18 protein-coding genes are annotated in these 18,747 nt (G+C 40.3%); 17 read left to right on the top strand and 1 reads right to left on the bottom strand.

Features of this window, described 5'->3' with window-relative positions; translation table 11 throughout:
- Positions 1-35 precede the first annotated feature (35 nt).
- Positions 36-1,655 carry an NAD(P)/FAD-dependent oxidoreductase gene (locus tag P0108_RS01855; RefSeq protein ID WP_012913735.1) on the top strand — a complete coding sequence of 540 codons (1,620 nt, stop codon included), beginning with the start codon at positions 36-38 and terminating at the stop codon, positions 1,653-1,655.
- Positions 1,656-1,992: 337 nt separating this feature from the next.
- A complete protein-coding gene (gene rho, locus P0108_RS01850) occupies positions 1,993-3,963 on the top strand; it encodes a transcription termination factor Rho (RefSeq protein ID WP_012913736.1) in 1,971 nt (656 codons plus the stop codon).
- A 96-nt stretch (positions 3,964-4,059) separates the two neighbouring features.
- Here rho and P0108_RS01845 read toward each other — a convergent pair whose 3' ends face one another.
- On the bottom strand, positions 4,060-5,265 hold the full coding sequence (locus tag P0108_RS01845; RefSeq protein WP_102155529.1) for a pyridoxal phosphate-dependent aminotransferase: 1,206 nt from the start codon (positions 5,263-5,265) through the stop codon (positions 4,060-4,062).
- 282 nt (positions 5,266-5,547) lie between these two features.
- On the opposite strand from P0108_RS01845, the gene P0108_RS01840 reads away from it, so the two are divergent.
- The 15 genes from P0108_RS01840 to P0108_RS01770 all read left to right on the top strand — a co-directional run bounded on the left by P0108_RS01840 (position 5,548) and on the right by P0108_RS01770 (position 18,745).
- Complete coding sequence (locus P0108_RS01840) at positions 5,548-6,009, top strand: Lrp/AsnC family transcriptional regulator (protein WP_004105907.1); 462 nt, start codon at positions 5,548-5,550, stop codon at positions 6,007-6,009.
- A 5-nt stretch (positions 6,010-6,014) separates the two neighbouring features.
- Positions 6,015-6,356 (top strand): chorismate mutase, encoded by a 342-nt coding sequence (locus tag P0108_RS01835; RefSeq protein WP_004110050.1) that lies wholly within the window; start codon positions 6,015-6,017, stop codon positions 6,354-6,356.
- Positions 6,357-6,502: 146 nt separating this feature from the next.
- Positions 6,503-7,558, top strand: a complete 1,056-nt coding sequence (gene fbaA, locus P0108_RS01830; protein WP_012913738.1) for a class II fructose-bisphosphate aldolase — start codon at positions 6,503-6,505, stop codon at positions 7,556-7,558.
- A 115-nt stretch (positions 7,559-7,673) separates the two neighbouring features.
- Positions 7,674-8,975 carry an adenylosuccinate synthase gene (locus P0108_RS01825; RefSeq protein ID WP_004110044.1) on the top strand — a complete coding sequence of 434 codons (1,302 nt, stop codon included), beginning with the start codon at positions 7,674-7,676 and terminating at the stop codon, positions 8,973-8,975.
- A 95-nt stretch (positions 8,976-9,070) separates the two neighbouring features.
- Positions 9,071-9,574 (top strand): fluoride efflux transporter FluC, encoded by a 504-nt coding sequence (locus P0108_RS01820; RefSeq protein ID WP_102155526.1) that lies wholly within the window; start codon positions 9,071-9,073, stop codon positions 9,572-9,574.
- A complete protein-coding gene (locus P0108_RS01815; protein ID WP_004110041.1) occupies positions 9,574-9,984 on the top strand; it encodes a fluoride efflux transporter FluC in 411 nt (136 codons plus the stop codon). Before P0108_RS01820 ends, P0108_RS01815 begins: the two co-directional genes overlap by 1 nt.
- Positions 9,985-10,023: 39 nt before the next feature.
- Positions 10,024-11,391, top strand: a complete 1,368-nt coding sequence (locus P0108_RS01810; RefSeq protein ID WP_410310933.1) for a ClC family H(+)/Cl(-) exchange transporter — start codon at positions 10,024-10,026, stop codon at positions 11,389-11,391.
- Positions 11,392-11,514: 123 nt separating this feature from the next.
- A complete protein-coding gene (locus P0108_RS01805) occupies positions 11,515-12,690 on the top strand; it encodes a CpaE/TadZ family protein (protein ID WP_421780964.1) in 1,176 nt (391 codons plus the stop codon).
- Entirely contained in the window at positions 12,677-13,753 is a 1,077-nt protein-coding gene (locus tag P0108_RS01800) for a CpaF family protein (RefSeq protein ID WP_004574192.1), read from the top strand. Before P0108_RS01805 ends, P0108_RS01800 begins: the two co-directional genes overlap by 14 nt.
- Positions 13,754-13,782: 29 nt before the next feature.
- A complete protein-coding gene (locus P0108_RS01795) occupies positions 13,783-14,358 on the top strand; it encodes a type II secretion system F family protein (protein ID WP_004110029.1) in 576 nt (191 codons plus the stop codon).
- A gap of 3 nt (positions 14,359-14,361) precedes the next feature.
- Entirely contained in the window at positions 14,362-15,009 is a 648-nt protein-coding gene (locus tag P0108_RS01790) for a type II secretion system F family protein (RefSeq protein WP_473730709.1), read from the top strand.
- A gap of 138 nt (positions 15,010-15,147) precedes the next feature.
- Positions 15,148-15,423 (top strand): DUF4244 domain-containing protein, encoded by a 276-nt coding sequence (locus P0108_RS01785; RefSeq protein ID WP_033888546.1) that lies wholly within the window; start codon positions 15,148-15,150, stop codon positions 15,421-15,423.
- 29 nt (positions 15,424-15,452) lie between these two features.
- Positions 15,453-15,833, top strand: coding sequence for a TadE/TadG family type IV pilus assembly protein (locus P0108_RS01780; RefSeq protein WP_032835337.1), 381 nt, complete (start codon positions 15,453-15,455; stop codon positions 15,831-15,833).
- The gene (locus P0108_RS01775; protein ID WP_473730708.1) at positions 15,830-16,234 is read left to right on the top strand and encodes an Rv3654c family TadE-like protein; all 405 of its coding nucleotides are present in this window, start codon (positions 15,830-15,832) and stop codon (positions 16,232-16,234) included. The genes P0108_RS01780 and P0108_RS01775 overlap by 4 nt, the downstream gene beginning before the upstream one ends.
- Before the next feature lie 105 nt (positions 16,235-16,339).
- The gene (locus tag P0108_RS01770) at positions 16,340-18,745 is read left to right on the top strand and encodes a DNA polymerase III subunit gamma and tau (protein ID WP_473730707.1); all 2,406 of its coding nucleotides are present in this window, start codon (positions 16,340-16,342) and stop codon (positions 18,743-18,745) included.
- The last annotated feature ends 2 nt before the right edge of the window (positions 18,746-18,747 follow it).

The raw sequence follows: 18,747 nt of genomic DNA, 5'->3' as shown, positions 1-18,747 counted from the left end.
TTCGTAAAAATTTGATGTATTAAGATGGAGGACAAGTGACGGATACACAATCCCCAAAGGAATCTGTGGTAATTATTGGTGGTGGTCCGGCAGGGTTGACGGCAGCCTGGGAACTCGTTAAGGATGGCGGATCTAGCCGCTACGACGTAACAGTGCTCGAAGCCACGCGTGAGTTTGGTGGCATTTCGCGTACTGTGAAGTATAACGGCAATCGTATGGATATTGGCGGTCATCGTTTCTTCTCAAAAGATGACCGTATTATGCAGTGGTGGCGTGAAATGCTACCTCTCCAGGGTGCGCCTTCATATGATGATAAAAAGCTTGGTCGTCATCATGATTTGGAAGCAGGTGGACCTGATCCTGAAGTTGAAGATGAAGTGATGTTGAAGCGTCATCGCGTTTCTCGTATTTTCTGGAATCATCATTTCTTTGATTATCCAATTTCTCTTTCTGCAGCAACCTTGCGTTCTATGGGCTTTATCTTGACTATGAAGGTTGGCTTCAGCTATTTGTGGTCTATGATTCACAAGTTGCCAGAAACTAATCTTGAGAATTTCTACATTAATCGTTTCGGCAAGAAACTTTATTCCATGTTCTTTGAGGGCTATACAGAGAAGCTTTGGGGTAGACATCCAAGCCAGATTTCTGCCGATTGGGGTGCTCAGCGCGTTAAGGGTTTGAGCATTGTGGAAGTGTTGAAGAACGCTTTTTCCAAGCTTTTCCCTAAGAAAAAAGGCAAGGAAAAGGAAGTAGAAACCTCATTAATTGAGGAATTCTGGTATCCAAAGCTTGGTCCTGGTCAGTTGTGGGAAACGGTTGAGCGTCGTTGCCGCGAAAACGGTGCTACTGTGCGCACAGACGCAAAGGTAGTTGCTATTAAGCAAGCAGACGGAAAGATTTCCAGTGTTGTAGTTGAAGATGCAAATGGAGAGCGTTCAGAATTGCACGCCGACCAGTTTATATCTTCTATGCCAATTAAGGATTTGGTAGCTGCTCTTGAGCAGGGTGCAAATGGTGACGAAAAGGCTGAAGTTCCAGCAGAAATGCAACGCGTTGCCAAAGGTTTACCTTATCGCGATTTTGTGACTGTAGGCTTGCTTGTTAAGCGCGTGCGTCTGCGTAATACTACCACTATTCCAACGCTTGGTAATCCTCCTATTGTTCCTGATTGCTGGATTTACGTGCAGGATCCTGGATATAAAGTCGGACGTTTGCAAATCTTCAACAACTGGAGCCCATATCTCGTTAAGGATGTTGATAACACTGTTTGGATTGGTCTTGAGTACTTCTGCGACGAAGGCGACGACTTCTGGAATATGAGTGATGATGATGCTCGCAAGATGGCTATTGACGAGTTGACTCGTATGCAGGTTATCAATGGTGAGGAAGATGTTCTTGATTCTCACCGTGAGCGAGTTCCAAAGGCATATCCTGCTTACTTTGACACATACGCTCAGATGCCTGAATTGATTGATTATCTTGATGGCTTTGGTAATTTGTATTGTGTTGGTCGTAATGGACAGCATCGTTATAATAACCAAGATCATTCAATGGCAACTGCTATTGAGGCTGTAGAAGATATCCGAACTGGAGAAACTTCTAAGAAGAACGTGTGGTCTGTTAATACTGAAAAGTCGTATCACGAAAAGAAGTAGTAATTAATTCTCGTATAAATTTGAGCGTTTGATTTTAAAGCGCAAATAATTTAGCGATATAGCGTCAATAATACTGGGTGTTACCCAGGTTATTGGCGCTTTTTGTTTATGTGAGTAGCTCTTTAAAGGCTTTATAGAAATTGCAATAAAATACTAAATACTATGGCGCGTCGCATTGTACAGCGTCGTATAGCTGTAGTAGCATACATAATGTTCGTTGTTATGTACATATGAATTGTTATGAAATAGCAACGAGTTCGTGACGGATTTTTCCGTAATCTTCCATGTAAAGACTTGCCGGGTCTCTATTCCGTGCGAGTTAAGGAAAGGTAAAATTGTGGCAACAGGCCAGAATCTTGAAAAAATGAAGCTTTCAGAATTGAAAGATCTTGCGAAACAAATGGGTTTGCGTGGTACATCTACAATGCGTAAGCCTGAGTTGGTGGCTACACTGACGGCTGCTCGTAATGGGGGAGAAGCGCCTGCAGGTGTAAGTGTGCGTGTTCCTCGTGATGTTGTGAATGCTAATAAAACTGCAGATACTAGTACGGATATAGAAGATGTTAGGTCATCGAAAGACAATAGTGATTTAGAAGCGTTAGAAGTTTTGGTTCCCAATGCTGCTTCAGATCGTCGATATAGAGACGAAGAAGATTTTGGGAATAAAAATTATCGACGCGATGCGAATCGTAATAATACATTCCAGCGTCGTCGTTCCTCAGAAGATCGTAATGATAATCGCGATCGTAGAGAAGATGGGATGGATTCGCATGAGTTGGATCAAATTTTGGCAACATTACCTGGTGAAGATTCTCACGCAGAGGGCGAGCAGCGTCGTCAGCGTGTAGCTTCTCGTGACTTTGATAGAGAAGAACAGCAAAATCGTGCTGATCGTTTCCAGCGTCGTATGCGCGGTCGTGCGCGTGATTACGATGAGTCTCGTTCAGATTATTCAGATCGACAGAATCGTTCAGAACGCATGGATCGAGTAGAACGTGACGATCGTGATGAACGTCGTGCTGAGCGTGGAGAACGTCAAGATCGTAATGATCGCAATGTTCGTCTTGATCGCGATGCGCGTGATGCACGTGACTCTCGTGAAGAACATGATTTACGCGAGATTCGCCGTGAAGAGCCTCAGGAAGAGCTCGTACCAGTAGCCGGAATTGTTGATGTCTTAGAATCTTACGCATTTGTGCGCACTTCTGGTTATTTGCCTGGTCCTAACGATGTGTATGTTTCAATGAGCCAAATTAAAAAATATGGTTTACGCAAGGGTGATGCAGTTCAAGGCTCCATTCGTGCTCCTCGCGAGGGTGATCGCAGGAATCAGCGTCAGAAGTTTGTTCCGTTGCAAACTGTTAATAGCATTAATGGCATGAGCGTTGAAGAAGCTCAGTCTCGACCGCAATTTGCTAAGTTGACGCCGTTATATCCGCAGGAGCGTTTAAAGCAAGAAACTACTCCTAATCGCATGTTGGGACGTGTCATTGATTTAGTTGCCCCAATTGGTAAAGGTCAGCGCGGTTTGATTGTGTCGCCACCAAAGGCTGGTAAAACTATTACTCTTCAGAATATTGCAAATGCAATTACTACAAATAATCCTGAAGTGCATCTTATGGTTGTGCTTGTCGATGAGCGTCCAGAAGAAGTTACCGATATGGAACGCACTGTGCAAGGCGAAGTGATTTCTTCTACATTCGATCGTCCTGCAACGGATCACACTACTGTTGCTGAGCTTGCTATTGAGCGCGCTAAGCGTTTGGTTGAGCTTGGCCAGGATGTTGTGGTTTTGCTTGATTCTATGACTCGTTTGGCTAGAGCCTACAATATTGCTGCTCCTACTTCTGGTCGTATTCTTTCCGGTGGTGTTGATGCTCAGGCGTTGTACCCACCAAAGAAGTTCTTCGGTGCTGCTCGAAATATTGAAGACGGCGGCTCTTTGACGATTATTTCTTCTGCATTGGTTGAAACCGGCTCTAAGATGGATGAAGTAATCTTCGAAGAGTTTAAGGGCACTGGAAATATGGAATTGCGTTTGAGTAGAGATTTGGCTGATAAGCGTCTCTTCCCAGCAGTAGATATTAATGCTTCTGGAACTCGTCGCGAGGAGTTAATTACTCCAGCTGCAGATTTGCCAGTTATTTATCGTTTGCGCCGTCTCTTTGGTGGTCTTGAGGCAGAGCAAGCGTATCAGACTTTGATTCCTCGATTGAAGAAAACTGCTTCAAACCGTGATTTCTTGGCTGCCATAACTCAACAAACTGGCACTGCTACGAATAATTCTTCTTCTACGACTATTGCGTAGTTCTTATTTCGTAAGGAATTAAAATTATTGCCCTTTGGATTATCTACCAAGGGGCAATAATTTTATTTATATTTATATTCGTTAATAACTAATATTTTATGCAGCATGTAAAGCTTGTTGCGCAAGTGCAAATTTGCTTATGCGCGCTACGCCTTCTTTAAGTTCTTCTGCTTTCCCAGCGTAAGATAGTCGCACGAATCCGCTTCCTTCTGCGCCAAAGGCTTCTCCTGGCACAACAGCAACTTTTTCTTCATCTAAAAGTTTTTTGCTAAATTCTTCTGAACTTAAACCAGTTGGTCGAACGTCAACAAAAACGTAGAATGCACCTTGAGGCTCTATAAGACGCAATGCATTGCAATTTGCCAATCCGTCTATAACAAGCTGACGTTTTGCGCGATATTCTTCTCTCATTTCGCGCACGTGATCTTGCGGACCTGTTAATGCAGCTACGCCGCCATATTGTGCGGTAGAATTTACAGAAGAATGCATCATTTCTGCAATTTTGCTGGTTTGCTCAATAACTTGACTTGGTGCAAGAATATATCCAATTCTCCAGCCTGTCATGGCGTAAGTTTTCGATAAACTTTCTACAATAATGGTTCGTTCGTGCATTCCTTCAGCTGCTGCAATAGATGGTGCTACAGCATTTCTGCAAGGTTCAGTTTCTGGATTGCTTGCGAATACGAATGGATGGTAGACTTCGTCAGAAATTACCCAAAGATCAAATTCTTGGCATAATTTTGCAATTTTTTCGAGTTCTTCTGCGGTTGTTACTGCACCGGTTGGGTTGCATGGAGAATTGATAATGATGGCTTTAGTGCGTGGTGATATAGCTTTGCGTATTTCTTCTGCATTAATATGCATTCCATGTTCTGGCTTAAGGGCTACAGTTACTGGAATTCCTTCGCACATTAGCACTTCTGCATCGTATGATGTGAAGTATGGAGATGGAATAATAACCTCATCTCCCGGATCTATTACTGATTTAATAGCTAAATATAATCCAATAGTAGCGCCGTCAACGGCTTGAATTTCTGTGTCTGCGTTGTAGTTTAAACCTTTTACTCTATTCGTATAATTTGCAGCTGCCTCGCGGAATTCTGGTATGCCTAAAACGTCTGTGTATTTTGTTTTTCCCTCTCGTAATGAGTTGCACGCGGCTTCAACAATGTGTGAGGAAGCAGTTTCGCCTGGTTCTCCTAGGCATAGTGAAATAGCGTCTGGTATTTGTTCTACACGGTCAAATACATCTCTAATACCTGAACGAGGTATTGAAATTGCATGTTTCGCTACTTTTGCCATGCTGTGCTCCTTTTTGATTGTTGGTTTTGATTTTATAAGAATAATCTTTAAAGGTTATAGGTTTCGTTTATACGCTTATTATGCGAATTGTACAACACTATTACGGCTGATGTTAAAAGAAAAAATTATTTTTAACGTAATAATTTGTATTTTTTATTATTTTTTGAATAAATTTGTTCTTTTTCTGTAAAAAATACTGTACCATAAAAGAGACTGCAATGTGGCGCTACATAGATTCGTTTTAGATTCTCAATTCAGCGTCGACTGGAGAATGGAGGACGTATGGCTGGAAATCCTCATAAAGCTGAAACTAGTATAGCTATGGATTCAACTGATGCAATCATTGTTGATATTCTCGAACATGATGGTCGAGCGACGTTAACTCGTTTGGCTAAGGCTTCGGGTTTGTCTGTTTCTGCGGTTCAATCTCGAGTGCAAAAGCTTGAGCGTAAAGGTGTTATTACCGGTTATCGCGCGTTAATTGACTATGAGCGTCGTGGTTTACCTGTAAGCGCATTTGTGTCTGTTACGCCACTTGATTTTGGGCAGGAAGCTACAATACCTAACAAATTGCGTGATATTTCTGGTATTGAAGCTTGCTATTCGATTACTGGTAGTCCAAGTTTTATGCTGGTAGTGCGTGTTGCTACGCCAAGCAAATTGGAAGAACTTATTAATACCATTCATCGCATAGTCCCTGTCAGTACAGAAACAACTATGGTTCTGCAAACATATTTCGATTAAATAATATGTGTGATTTTTCTGAAACAACGGTTGACGCGCGCGATACATCTCTTACGACATGTTGCAAAGTTGCTGCCGAAGAGATTATTGTGTTGCGTCAATCTGTTGATAATTTTGATAATGCAATAATTGCGCTGCTTGCTGAGCGGTTTAAAACTACGAAACGAATTGGTGAGTTGAAGGCTGAAGCTGGATTTGCTCCTGAGGATTCTAAAAGAGAGCAGCAGCAAATAGAAAGTTTGCTAAATATTGCGGAAAATGCCGGATTAGATTCTTCGATTGCGTTGAAATATCACGAGTTTGTTGTTACTGAGGCTAAGAAACGTCATCAGCAAATGCAGTCTTGAGATTAGATATTTCTGTTATTTTAATTGCGTTGAACTATGAATCACAATCAGTTTGTAGATTTTGAAAATAGATTTTCGCATATCGGTATGTAATGTTTTTGTGCATATGCGTGGCTATCTGAGTAATAAAGGCGGATAATACAAGTATGACTATTGCAACTGTTGAACGTTATGCGCATATGCTTGATGCTGCAAGTCGAGGTGGCTACGCATACCCTGCTATCAATGTTACTAGTACGCAAACTCTTAATGCAGCTTTGCAGGGATTTGCTCAAGCTGAATCTGATGGCATTATCCAAGTTTCTGTCGGTGGCTCTGCTTATTTTTCGGGTCAATCTCTCAATAATCGTGTTGTTGGTTCAATAGCATTTGCAAAATTTGCGCACGAAGTAGCAGCTCAATATCCTAATATCACTATTGCGCTTCATACAGATCATTGTGCTGAGCAATATTTAGATGATTGGATTCAACCACTAATTTCTTATGAAACAGAACAAGTCAAAAAAGGCGAAGAACCATTATTTCAGTCGCATATGTGGGATGGCTCAACGGTGCCTTTGCAACATAATCTAGACGTTGCAGAACAGTTGCTGGATGCTTCGCAAAAATCTCGCACAATTCTTGAAATTGAGATTGGTGCTGTTGGTGGAGAAGAAGACGGGCATCGTGCTGATATTGACGAGAGATTGTATTCTACGCCTGAAGATGCTTTGCGTGTTGTAGATAAACTTGGCTTGGGTGAACGTGGCAGGTATATGGCAGCGTTTACTTTTGGCAACGTTCATGGAGCCTATAAGCCTGGCGTTGTAAAACTGCATCCTAAATTATTGCAAGAAATCCAAAAAACTGTATATCAGAACTATCAAAATATTTGTGATACTCGCACCTTTGGCGCTTCTAAAAAGCCGTTCCTGCTGGTATTTCATGGCGGATCTGGCTCTACTGCTCAAGAGATTGCTGAAGCTGTGCGTTACGGCGTAATTAAAATGAATATAGATACCGACACTCAATACGCTTTTACTCGTGCAATCGCTGGTCACATGTTCAGCAATTATGACTCTGTTCTTAAAATAGACGGAGAAGTTGGCGAAAAGAAGTTGTATGATCCTCGATCTTGGGGTCGTGAAGCCGAAAAAGCCATGGCTCAGCGTGTAGCAGAAGCTTGTGTGCAGTTAGGTTCTGCTGGTAAAGCACTGAAATAGTAAATTTTTAATTTTATATATTTCATTTTCTTATTCGGTAGGGGCATAGAGATAGTCTTAACAGGTAAGGATTGTGCTTATTTGAGCAGCGTTAGCTCAAAAATGGAGGTGCGGCATGCCTGGTATTGTGCTTATTGGAGCTCAATGGGGTGACGAAGGTAAAGGCAAAGCAACAGATTTAATTGGTTCAAAGGTTGATATTGTCGCACGTTTTAATGGCGGTAATAATGCTGGGCACACTGTCGTTGTTGGCGATAAATCTTATGCATTACATTTACTTCCAAGCGGAATTATCAGCCCTAATGTTACGCCTGTAATTGGTAATGGTGTTGTTGTTGATCCAGAGGTATTGCTTGAAGAAATTGACGCTTTGGAATCTCGCGGTGTAGATTGTTCGCGCTTGCTTGTGAGCGAAGCTGCGCATGTTATTACTCCGTATCATCGAGTTATTGATAAAGTAACTGAGCGTTTTCTTGGCAAACACAAGATCGGCACGACTGGTCGTGGTATTGGACCTACTTACGCAGATAAAATTAATCGTGTTGGTATTCGAGTGCATGATTTATTTAATGCTGATCATTTGCGCGACAAAGTTGAAGCAAGTTTGCATCAAAAGAATCAAATGCTTGTAAAACTTTATAATCAACATCCTATTGATATTGATGCAGTTACTGCTCAACTTGTGGAGCTTGGCAAACGCTTGAAGAAATATGTTGCTGATACTTCATTAGTATTGAATGAAGCAATGGATGAAGGCAAAACTGTGCTGTTTGAAGGTGGACAAGCCACAATGCTTGACGTCGATCATGGCACTTATCCGTTTGTAACTTCTTCAAACCCTACTGCTGGTGGCGCTTGCACGGGTACTGGTGTTGGTCCTACTCGTATTACGCGCGTAATTGGAGTAGCGAAAGCGTATATTACTCGTGTTGGTGAAGGTCCATTCCCAACTGAACTTTTGGATGAGCAGGGTGACTGGTTGCGTGAGCAAGGCCATGAATATGGTGTTACAACTGGTCGTCCTCGTCGTTGTGGATGGTTTGATTCTGTAGTAAGCCGTTATGCAACTCGCGTAAATGGTTTGACGGATATTGTTCTTACTAAGCTTGACGTTTTGACTGGTTTGAAGGAAATCCCAGTTTGCGTAGCTTATGATGTGACTTTGTCTGATGGAACAGTTCAGCGTATGGAAGAAATGCCTGTAGATCAATCACTGTTTGCTTCTGCGAAACCAGTATACGAGATGCTTCCAGGCTGGAATGAGGATATTTCTCAAATTCATAAGTTTGAAGATTTGCCTCAAAATACGCAAAGTTATGTAAAGCGTTTGGAAGAGCTTTCTCATTGCCGTATTTCTGCTATTGGAACTGGTCCGCAGCGTGATCATATCATTAGTGTTCACTCACTAACTGACTGAAATTGTTTATTATTTTATGATCAACTTAGCAAAACGGCACTTCTCGATTGGGAGTGTCGTTTTGGTTTATGACGATAATTTCAAAAAGAGTGAAAATGAGTAAAATAAGCGGAAAAAATAAAAAAAATAATTGTCGATTATATTTTTTAGTTTTTATTGGTGGTACATGTGGAGCTTTCGTGCGTGCAGTAATTTCTTCTTATGCGCACACGATTCACCAAGTAGACGGACAATCATTTATATTTGGTCAGCTTACTTTAGGGACTTTTTTGTCGAATATGATTGCATGCTTTATTTTTGCTCTTGTTACTGCAATATCTGTTAAAGCTTTAACGCAAGAAAAGCAAACTTTGTATAAATATGCGCTAGGAACAGGCTTTTGTGGCGGATTGTCGACTATGTCTACTTTCGCGTTTGAAAGTGCAATGTCTTTTATGTCTCCACGCATGACGCTTGTTGTTTTGGGCATGCTTTTTTCGCTGCTTTTTGGCGTTTTTATGGCTTTTGTTGGTAATTGGGTTGGAACAGGAATTGCGAATTGCATGAACAAAAAGCAAAGTCAATCTGTTGCAGAAGCTAATACTAAGGTGATGAAGTGATGAATTCTTTATACGTTTTTATTATGTTTATTTTGCCTTGCTTTTTTGGCGGTTTAGGTGCTGTTTTAAGATGCGCAATGACTAAAAAAATTTCAGCTGCTCATAAAAGCGAAGTTCCAGTTGCAACGCTATTTATCAATTGCGTTGCTTCATTTGCTATAGGTGTTATGTCTAATGTTTTCATGGTTGCAGCTGCAATATGTGGAGTACGTTTTGCTTATTTGATGATTTTGGGATTTTTGGGTGGATTTTCCACGTTTTCTACTGCAATTTTTGAAGGTGTGGATCTTATTCAAAGAAAGCGCATAAAAGATGGAGTGTTCTTGCTTTTTGCAGAACTTATTGTTCCATTCTTTGCTGCTTCTGTTGGGTATATTGTTTCGCAAATATTGTTACTGTACGTAATTTAGTATTTAGAAGTTAAGTGTTGTGCGCAGAATCGAGTTGTAGTGAAGTTTAAGAATGCATTGAGCTTTTTGAGTAATAACTTAAAGCAAATATCAAAAACTTTTTGCCAGCTTCGTTGGAAAGTAATATTAGCTGGGATATTTGTCGGCGTTGTTTCTGGTTCATTAGTAGCTTCTTACAGGCTTGGTATTGAATACGGTACAGATTTTGCGCGTTGGATGTATTTACAAATCCGGCATAACGCATGGTGGATTTTGCCATGCTTAATTTTTGCTGTAATTGCAGGTTTAATTATTGGCTGGATGAGTCGTAAAGAAAGTATGGCTTCTGGAAGTGGTATTCCTCAAGTCGTGGGATATGTTAATCGCGGTTTGAATATGCGATGGCACACGATTCTGCCAGTGCGTTTTGTTGGCGGTTTACTTGGTTCTTTATTTGGATTGTCTCTTGGACGTGAAGGTCCATCTATTCAAATAGGTGCATGTGGTGCTCAGATGTTGTCTCGAATTTTTCGTAAAGGTAGGCGTGACGATATTAAAGAGCATTATGTGGTAACTGCTGGAGCTGCAGCCGGTTTATCTGCTGCGTTTTCTGCGCCACTTTCTGGAGTTATGTTTGCTATGGAGGAGATTCAGCACGGCTTAACTTCAATTGTTCTTATAGGAGCTGCTGCAGCTGCTTTATGTGCTGATTTTGTTTCGCAAACTTGTTTCGGGTTGCGTCCAGTTCTTGATTTTGGTCAGATTCCAGATTTGCCAATGAACTTGCATATTTGGATTATTCCTCTTGGTATTTTTGCAGGTTTTGTAGGCTCGATAATGAATCGTTCGTTACTTGGTCTGCAAACATTATACGGATATTTGCCAAAGTGGATGCCTGTTGCTGTTGCTTGCTTAATTGCAATACCAGTTGGCTTGTTCCTGCCTGAAGTTCTTGGTGGCGGATCTAATTTAGTGCGACTTTCTGAATATGGAAAAGCAAGTCTTGTAATGCTTTGTTTGCTATTTGTGGCAAAAATGTTGTTTACTTCTACGAGTTTTGGCTGTGGCGCTCCTGGTGGTATTTTTATGCCTATTCTTGCAGTAGGTGCGCTCGCAGGTGGTGTTGCTGCGCGCTGTATTACTAGCGTTTCAGCATTTGGCATTGATACAAAATTTGTATCTGTGTTTGCAGTTTGCGTTATGGCTGGTACGTTGTCTGCATCTGTAAAAGCTCCACTTACTTCGATTTTGCTTACTGTTGAAATGTCTGGAACTATGATTCATACGCTCCCAGTTGCAGCTTCTGCATTTATAGCATTGCTTATTTCAGATATTCTAAAAACTAAGCCAATTTATGGTGAGTTACTTGAACGCTATATGAAAGTTAATAAAGATTTAGTATTGCCATCTGTAAATTCTGTAAAATAGATGTTTTTATAGATAATTTTTGTGCAATATTTGCTTATTCTTAATATTTTCTGAGCTTTTAACCACATTGCATGAATATTGTTGAAAACTCATTGCTGTATGCGTTTCAATAGGCGCATGAGTATGAATATGAGTGTAAACAATAAATCAATTGGCGTTAAGCAGATTGATAAGAATTATAACAATGGCGAAGCTGTAGGCGCATTTAGAGATGTTAAACGTTATGTTTATCCTCCTCAAGTTGCAGATAAATCTATATACGAATCTGCGTCTAATGGTATAAAAATTGCGCCATGTATAGCTGACGATCATACTGTTATGACTCTTTTGCCTAAGAGTTCTCAAGATGTAGAGAGTTTTCAAAATACTGAACGCTCGCAAGATATTTCTATTAAGCATAAATCTCGTATGTTTAATAATGCTGAAGAAGATAATCTTATTGCGCGTGATTCTTTAGATCCATTGCCTAAAAATATTTTGGTTGGAATGTCTGCTGCAGATGGCATTGGGCTAAGCACTTCTCTATCTATTCTTTCTCGCTATATAAGTGAACAAGGCCATAGTGTTGCTCTTGTAGATGCTGATTTGACTCATGGCGGTTTAGACGTTCTGCTTGGTTTGGAATCAGATGAAGGTCGCAGGTTGCAAGAAGTTGATGCTCCCTTAGGTAGATGCGATGGCTATGTGTTGCGCAATGAGCTATTGCATTGGGATAATGTGGATGTTTTAGCATTTTCTCCATGGCATGGTAAATATCCTGAACCTTGGGTTTTGGAGGCTGCTATTAGAGGTCTAGCTGATGCTGTTGATGTAGTTATTGTAGATATAGGTTCTGGCGAGACTGCTATGAAGTCTTACCGTAATATTCCGCAATTTATTGACAGTGCGACTCTTGCTGCGGTTGAGCTATCTGTGCTTGATTTAGCAAGGTTTAGAGCGTTGCTACAAAAATTAGATACTTTGTGTGATTCTGGCGTAAAGTTCAACAAATTTGCTGTTGTGGGATTGCCTCCTCGCGGTTTAATGCAAAAATCTTATGTTTTAAGTATCGATGAAGCTTCTGAATATCTATCAACTACATTTCTTGGTTCATTGCAACATGATGCTCGCATGTACACCGACATTATAGGGGGCTACGGTATTCGAAATGTGCCATCTTCAATGAAGGAAACCATGAAACGCATAAATAATTGGCTTATTGGAGATGTTATATCAAATACAAAAAATGTTGTAACTAAATATCGTCGTTCGCAATATCGTCGTTCGAAATATTCAAGAGGTAAATATGATCGTAAATAATATTCGTGATATCGATTTTGGGATTTTGCAGGGATTTGCCAATGACGTAAGAGTCACAGACATGGTTGTAAGCGAGTCTGGTCGTGTGTGGGTAGATTGTGGGCAAGGTCTTAAGGAACGCGCAACTCGAGTTCCACTTAACAACCCTGCTTTGTTAAGAGAATATGCTGTATGGCTCTGTGCACAATTAGGCAAAAGACTGGATGATGCGTGTCCTATTGCTGATGCTTCAAGTACTTCTGGCATTCGCATACATGCTGTTTTAGCGCCACTTGTATCTCAAGGAGCAGCATTGTCAATTCGTTTTCCTTCAATTAATCGTTATGATCTTGTTTCTTTGAGTGATCAAGGCATGTTTCCAAAAGAATTGTCTTGTATTCTAAGCGTTCTAGTTAAAAAGCGAGCAAATATAATGATCACTGGAAGTACTGGATCTGGGAAAACCACACTTATGAAGGCTTTGTTGGCTGCTGCTGATTGCGAAGATCGTATTGTATCTGTTGAAGAAATTAGAGAGCTTGGCGAGTTGACACAAAATCATGTTTCGTTAAGTGCGCGAGAAGCTAATGTAGAAGGTGTAGGAGAAATTGGCTTATCTCAATTAGTAAAAGCAACATTAAGAATGCGTCCGGATCGCATTATTCTTGGTGAATGTCGTGGGGAAGAAATTGCTGATTTGTTGAGAGTATTTACTTCTGGTCATAAGGGTGGAATGACAACTCTTCATGCAGATGAAATAGAGAAAGTTCCCGCTCGTCTTATGGCATTAGGGTTATTGGCTGGGTTGGAGCCTGCAGCTTTATGTGCTTTAGCTGCTGGAGCATTCGATGTTGTTATTCATGTAGAGAGATCCTCTAACGGGTGTCGAATGATCAAAGAACTCGGTATTTTGCAATACGTTTCTAGCGCTTCGTTGCTGTGTGGCGTTCCAGTTTTGCAATTATCTTGTGGAATTGACGGCAGTATTGTCATGAAATTTTTGCCTGCATGGGTTAAGTTTTCAAATTATTGGAATCTGCCCGAAAATATGGCCAGCATATGTGTTGACAGTTCAAATAATTAGTAGTCGATTGTGTTGCTTGGAGCATAAAAATGGATATTGAAGAAGTTCTTGCTGGAATGATTGCTGCATTACGTTCTGGTTCTACTTTTGCAATGATTGTTCACAGTGACTCTAAGTCTCAACAATGTATTTGCAGTAGTGCAGTTAATACAAAAATTATTTATAAATGGCTTTATGAACGTTGTTTTCCAAAGAACCGCAATATGAATAAGAATCAACGTCGTCAGCTTGAAAAACATATGCATACTGTTTCTGAAAGTCTTATGGCTTCATATGAATTGAGTAATACTCTTGGTTGTGCTATGGCAGAATGTGTGGAAGCTACGGCAGCGTCATATCATGCTCAGAAGCGTGCAGAAGATTTACGTGCTGACGTAGCTGCAATGCCAAAAGCAACAATAAAATTACTTACTGCTCTACCTATTTTGGCTCTTTTTGCTGGTGAATTACTAGGTGGGCACCCTATTTTGATGTTAATTACAACAGTAAATGGATGGATTTTATTAACAATAGGTGGAATATGTTATGGATTGGGTTTGGCATGGGTTAGTTCTATGTTGCAAATATCTCAGCATGCAATGGATGCTGCTTCGCTGGAAGGATGATTTATGGAATCCACAAAGCAGCTTTTGTTTATCATCCCATTGTTTGTTGTAATTGTTTGGCAATGGGTGAGTTTGAAATTAGAGTGCGATTCATTAGATAATCGTATGCGTTTTAACAGTAAAATTATGCTAGTTAAATACGAATGGCGTAACTCCAAAGTTTCATATGTAGATCCTCTTCTTGGTTTACATATGATTATTGTTTCACTTCGTAGTGGTGTTGCTATTACTAGGGCTCTTAGTGCTGTTGGACAAGTGTTTCCTTGTGGTCAAGGCATGTGGCTTTTCTCTGTTTCCAATGCTTTACTTGCAGGAGATACGTGGCATGAAGCATGGTCTTCTACTTATACTAAACAAGATAATTTTGAATTAGAAAATAAATCAAAATTTACTAATCGTAAAAACTTAGATTCTTCAGAAATATTAGCTAGATGGTTAATGACATCTTTAAAAGAATCATGGTGTTATGGTTCATCTCCAGTTCCTGTATTGTCTGCACTTGCTCAACATTATGAGATAAATATGGCCAATATTGCTAGACAAGAAAGTTCTAAGTTGTCTGTGCGATTGCTGCTTCCTGTTGGATTATGTTTTTTGCCGTCTTTTATATGCATAGGAATTTTGCCAACAGTTATGTCGCTTATGCGCTAGCTTTTTAAAAATAAATTTCTAGAAAAATAAATTAGCTTTTATCCACAATGCAATTTTTTTATTTTCATTCGCAAAACAAGTTGTAATAATATTTCTATCCGAAAATTTCGGATAGTTTGAAGTGAAAGGTACAAGATGATGGTTGGGATAATGCAAAAACTTGTTGCACGATACGCTGTGTCTATGCTTCAAGTAAATGAACAATTAGTGAATATTGAGTCACGTTTGTGTCAAAAAAGAAAACTGTACGCTGAAGGTCTTAAAAATAAGGATTCTGGAGCTGTAACAGCTGAGTATGCAGTAGTTATTATTGCTGCTACTGGTTTTGCTGCACTGCTAGTTGCTATTTTGAAATCAGATACGGTTCGCACAACGTTGACAGATTTAGTGAAAAAAGCATTGAAAATCGGCTAACGGCATGTTTTAGCAGATGAAATGAGCTTATGATGCGGAAAGTTATTGTGTGCAAAAGATTGTTGCGCAAAATTAGTGATTATGACAGAGGGACGGTAACTGCTGAATTTTCTATTGTTTTGCCTTGTGCATTAATACTGTTATTTGTATTAATTGGCATAGGTAGAGCAGTTGTATGTACTATGAATTGTCATGATGCTGCTGCGCAAGTTGCGTATTATCTTGTGACTCATAAGGACGATAAAGCTGCCGCAAGTATTGTGCAGTCGGTCGCAGGTCAAGGAGCGTCGGTGAAAATAAGTCGTAGCAATAATATGGCGAATATTGTTGTTAAATGTCCTCTTATTCCCGATCCTCTTCATATTTTGCCGCCTCTAGTGGAAAGTCATGTAAGCCAGGTTTTAGTATGAGTAGGCGCAAGAATTTTGTGAAGCATTCAATAAATTTCATTCATAAGCGATGTAAGGGCATTGACTGCGGTTCTGGCACTATGCTTGGCATTATGCTAGTGATCGCAGTCTGCTCAATACTTGTGTTCTCTGCTATTTTATGTAATGTTCTTGGAGCTAAACATCAAGCTTATGCTGTTGCAACTTCTGCTGCTTTATCTGGTGCTTCTGCGTTGCAAAGGATGGAGGATAATGCGTGTGAGGTTGTTGCGCGTACTGTTGCTTCGAGCAATGCTTTTTTGAAATCTTGCAACTCTACTAGTAATGATGTAACTGTTCGTGTTTCTGTTGGGCTGAATATTCCATTTGCTTCTAACGTGGAAGTTTCTGCTAGAGCAGGACTAGAAGATTGCAATAAGTAGTAAGTAGCAAAAACGAATATAAATATCAGCAGTCGGGTGGCGGCTGCTGATAGTCTTAACTAAGATATATCGGGGAAATAGTTAGGTCGCAGTAGGTTAGGAAACATGGCACTTGCACTGTATCGTAGATATCGTCCTGACACGTTTGATGGTGTTATTGGGCAGGATCAGGTTACCATACCTTTGTCTAGAGCATTAGACCAAGGAAAAATAACGCATGCATATTTATTTTCTGGGCCGCGTGGATGCGGTAAAACAAGTTCTGCGCGAATTTTAGCTCGCTGCATTAATTGCGAAAAAGGACCAACTTCGCACCCATGTGGAGAGTGCCAAAGCTGTAAAGATTTAGCTACTGGCGGTGCCGGTTCTATCGACGTTGTAGAGATTGATGCTGCAAGCCATAACGGTGTCGATGATGCTAGAGAGTTGCGTGAGCGTGCTGGCTTCGCTCCTGCTCGTGACCGTTATAAGATTTTCATTCTCGATGAAGCTCATATGGTTACGCAGCAAGGTTTTAATGCTTTGCTTAAGATTGTAGAAGAGCCGCCTGAACATGTAATGTTTATTTTTGCTACCACTGAGCCGGATAAAGTTATTGGCACTATTCGCTCGCGTACACACCATTATCCTTTCAGACTTGTGCCTCCAGAGGTAATGTCTCCATATCTTGAAGATATTTGCAAAAAGGAAGGTATTCTGCCACAGCCGGGAGTTCTTCGTCTTGTTATGCGCGCTGGTGCAGGATCAATGCGAGATACGTTATCTGTGCTCGATCAGCTTATGGTGGGTGCTGTTGATGGTTCAATTTCTTTGGATTCTGCGGTTGCTTTATTAGGTTTTACGCCTAATTCATTGATTAGCGAATTCATTGACGATCTTATTAATCATGATGGTGCTTCGATATACGATGTAGTTCGTCGCGTTATTGTTGGCGGCTACGATACTCGTAAGTTTGTAGAAGATTTATTAGGTAGAGTTCGTGATTTGTTGCTTATGGTATCTGCAGGTCCTAAAGCGGCTTCAAGCTTACTTAATGATGTTTCTCCAGAAGATTTGGAAATATTGAATAAGCAATCTGCAAGCATGACATTGCATGATTTAGCACGTATGGCTCAAACAATTAATGATGCTTTAAGTGCAATGGCTAGTGCAATTTCTCCTCGAATGAATTTGGAAATTTTAGTTGCTCGTTTGCTTGCAGACAGCGAAACTTCAAATACTGTTGCAACTAATTTGCGCATCAATAACGTGCAGCAACAAAATATTTCAACTTCTAAGCAGAATATTCAAAATAAAGTATCTTCTGGTGCTCATTTCGTAGGTTCTACAAGCAATAAAAAATATGTTTCTGCAAATAGTGAGAATAATAGTACTTCAAATTCTTCGCTACCTTCTGAAACTACGGCATCTCCTATTGCTAAAGCAGAAACGCAATCTGCTCCACGCACAAAAGAAATGGAATCTAAAAAAGCGTTTTTGAACGATGCACATAATGCTAATTCAAAGAATGATTCCATGGATGCTGATGCAATGTGGGATAAAGTAGTTTCAAAATTGCCTGATGACGTACGTGAATATGTAACTCGTGAGTATGTTCCTACAGTGCAACTTACTCCAGTACAATCAGGTCGGCAGCGTCTTATTTTGACTTTTAATGAGCCTATGAGTCAACATGCATTTGCGCTCGCAGTATGCACTACTTCTCCATATGATGGACAAAAAGTGCCAAAAGTAGTAATGAATGAAGTGCATGAGATATTTGGAGCGCAAGTAATGATTGCTCCTGCACCAGTTGCTGCTAATGGTGAACAAGTAGAATCTGTTGCTCGAATGGATCCGCAGAAGCTTGCAAAAGTTAAGCGCGATATTTTATTACGCAAAACTGGCCTATCTGCTGGTTTTAGTAATAAAACTGATTCTGATAGCAGCGGAATAAATAAAAATCCTACTAAAAAAGAATCTTCGGGTTTTAGTGGCGCTGATGGCTCCGCAGCATCAGTAGCTTCTGAAAATACTGCGGATGAGTTAAGTGATGTTGCGAATGCGGATGATGATGTTTGGGCAGACATGTCGTCTATGCCTATGTCGGATGTGATTGCAATGCCAGAAAACTCTTCTTCTGAAGAGTCTTCTTCCAAAGGCTCTTCTATTGAAGATGAGCATATGAATCATGATGACGAGATTACAATACAGAAGAGTTCGCATTCTCATAACCAAGATGAAGCTATTTCTGGTGTCTTGGATCAAGCTAAACTACAGTCTCAAGTTCAGAATGCAACTAATACTTCAGAATTGTCTGCTGAATCAATTCAGACTACTGTTTCTCCTACGAATGGAGCTACTGCTGACGAATGTTCAATGGATGATGCTTCATTAGAATCAGCAACATCTGTAAGCACTGATGAGCTTAAACAAATTTTTGAAGTTAAATCTGTTGAAGAATTTGCTTCCACTGATCCTAAAAATCCTAAAAATGCGATTATGAGCGTTAAGAAAAAGCAAGAGGAGTAGTT

This window comes from Gardnerella sp. c10Ua_244, from assembly GCF_055818055.1.
This window is presented reverse-complemented; position numbering and strand designations above follow the sequence as displayed.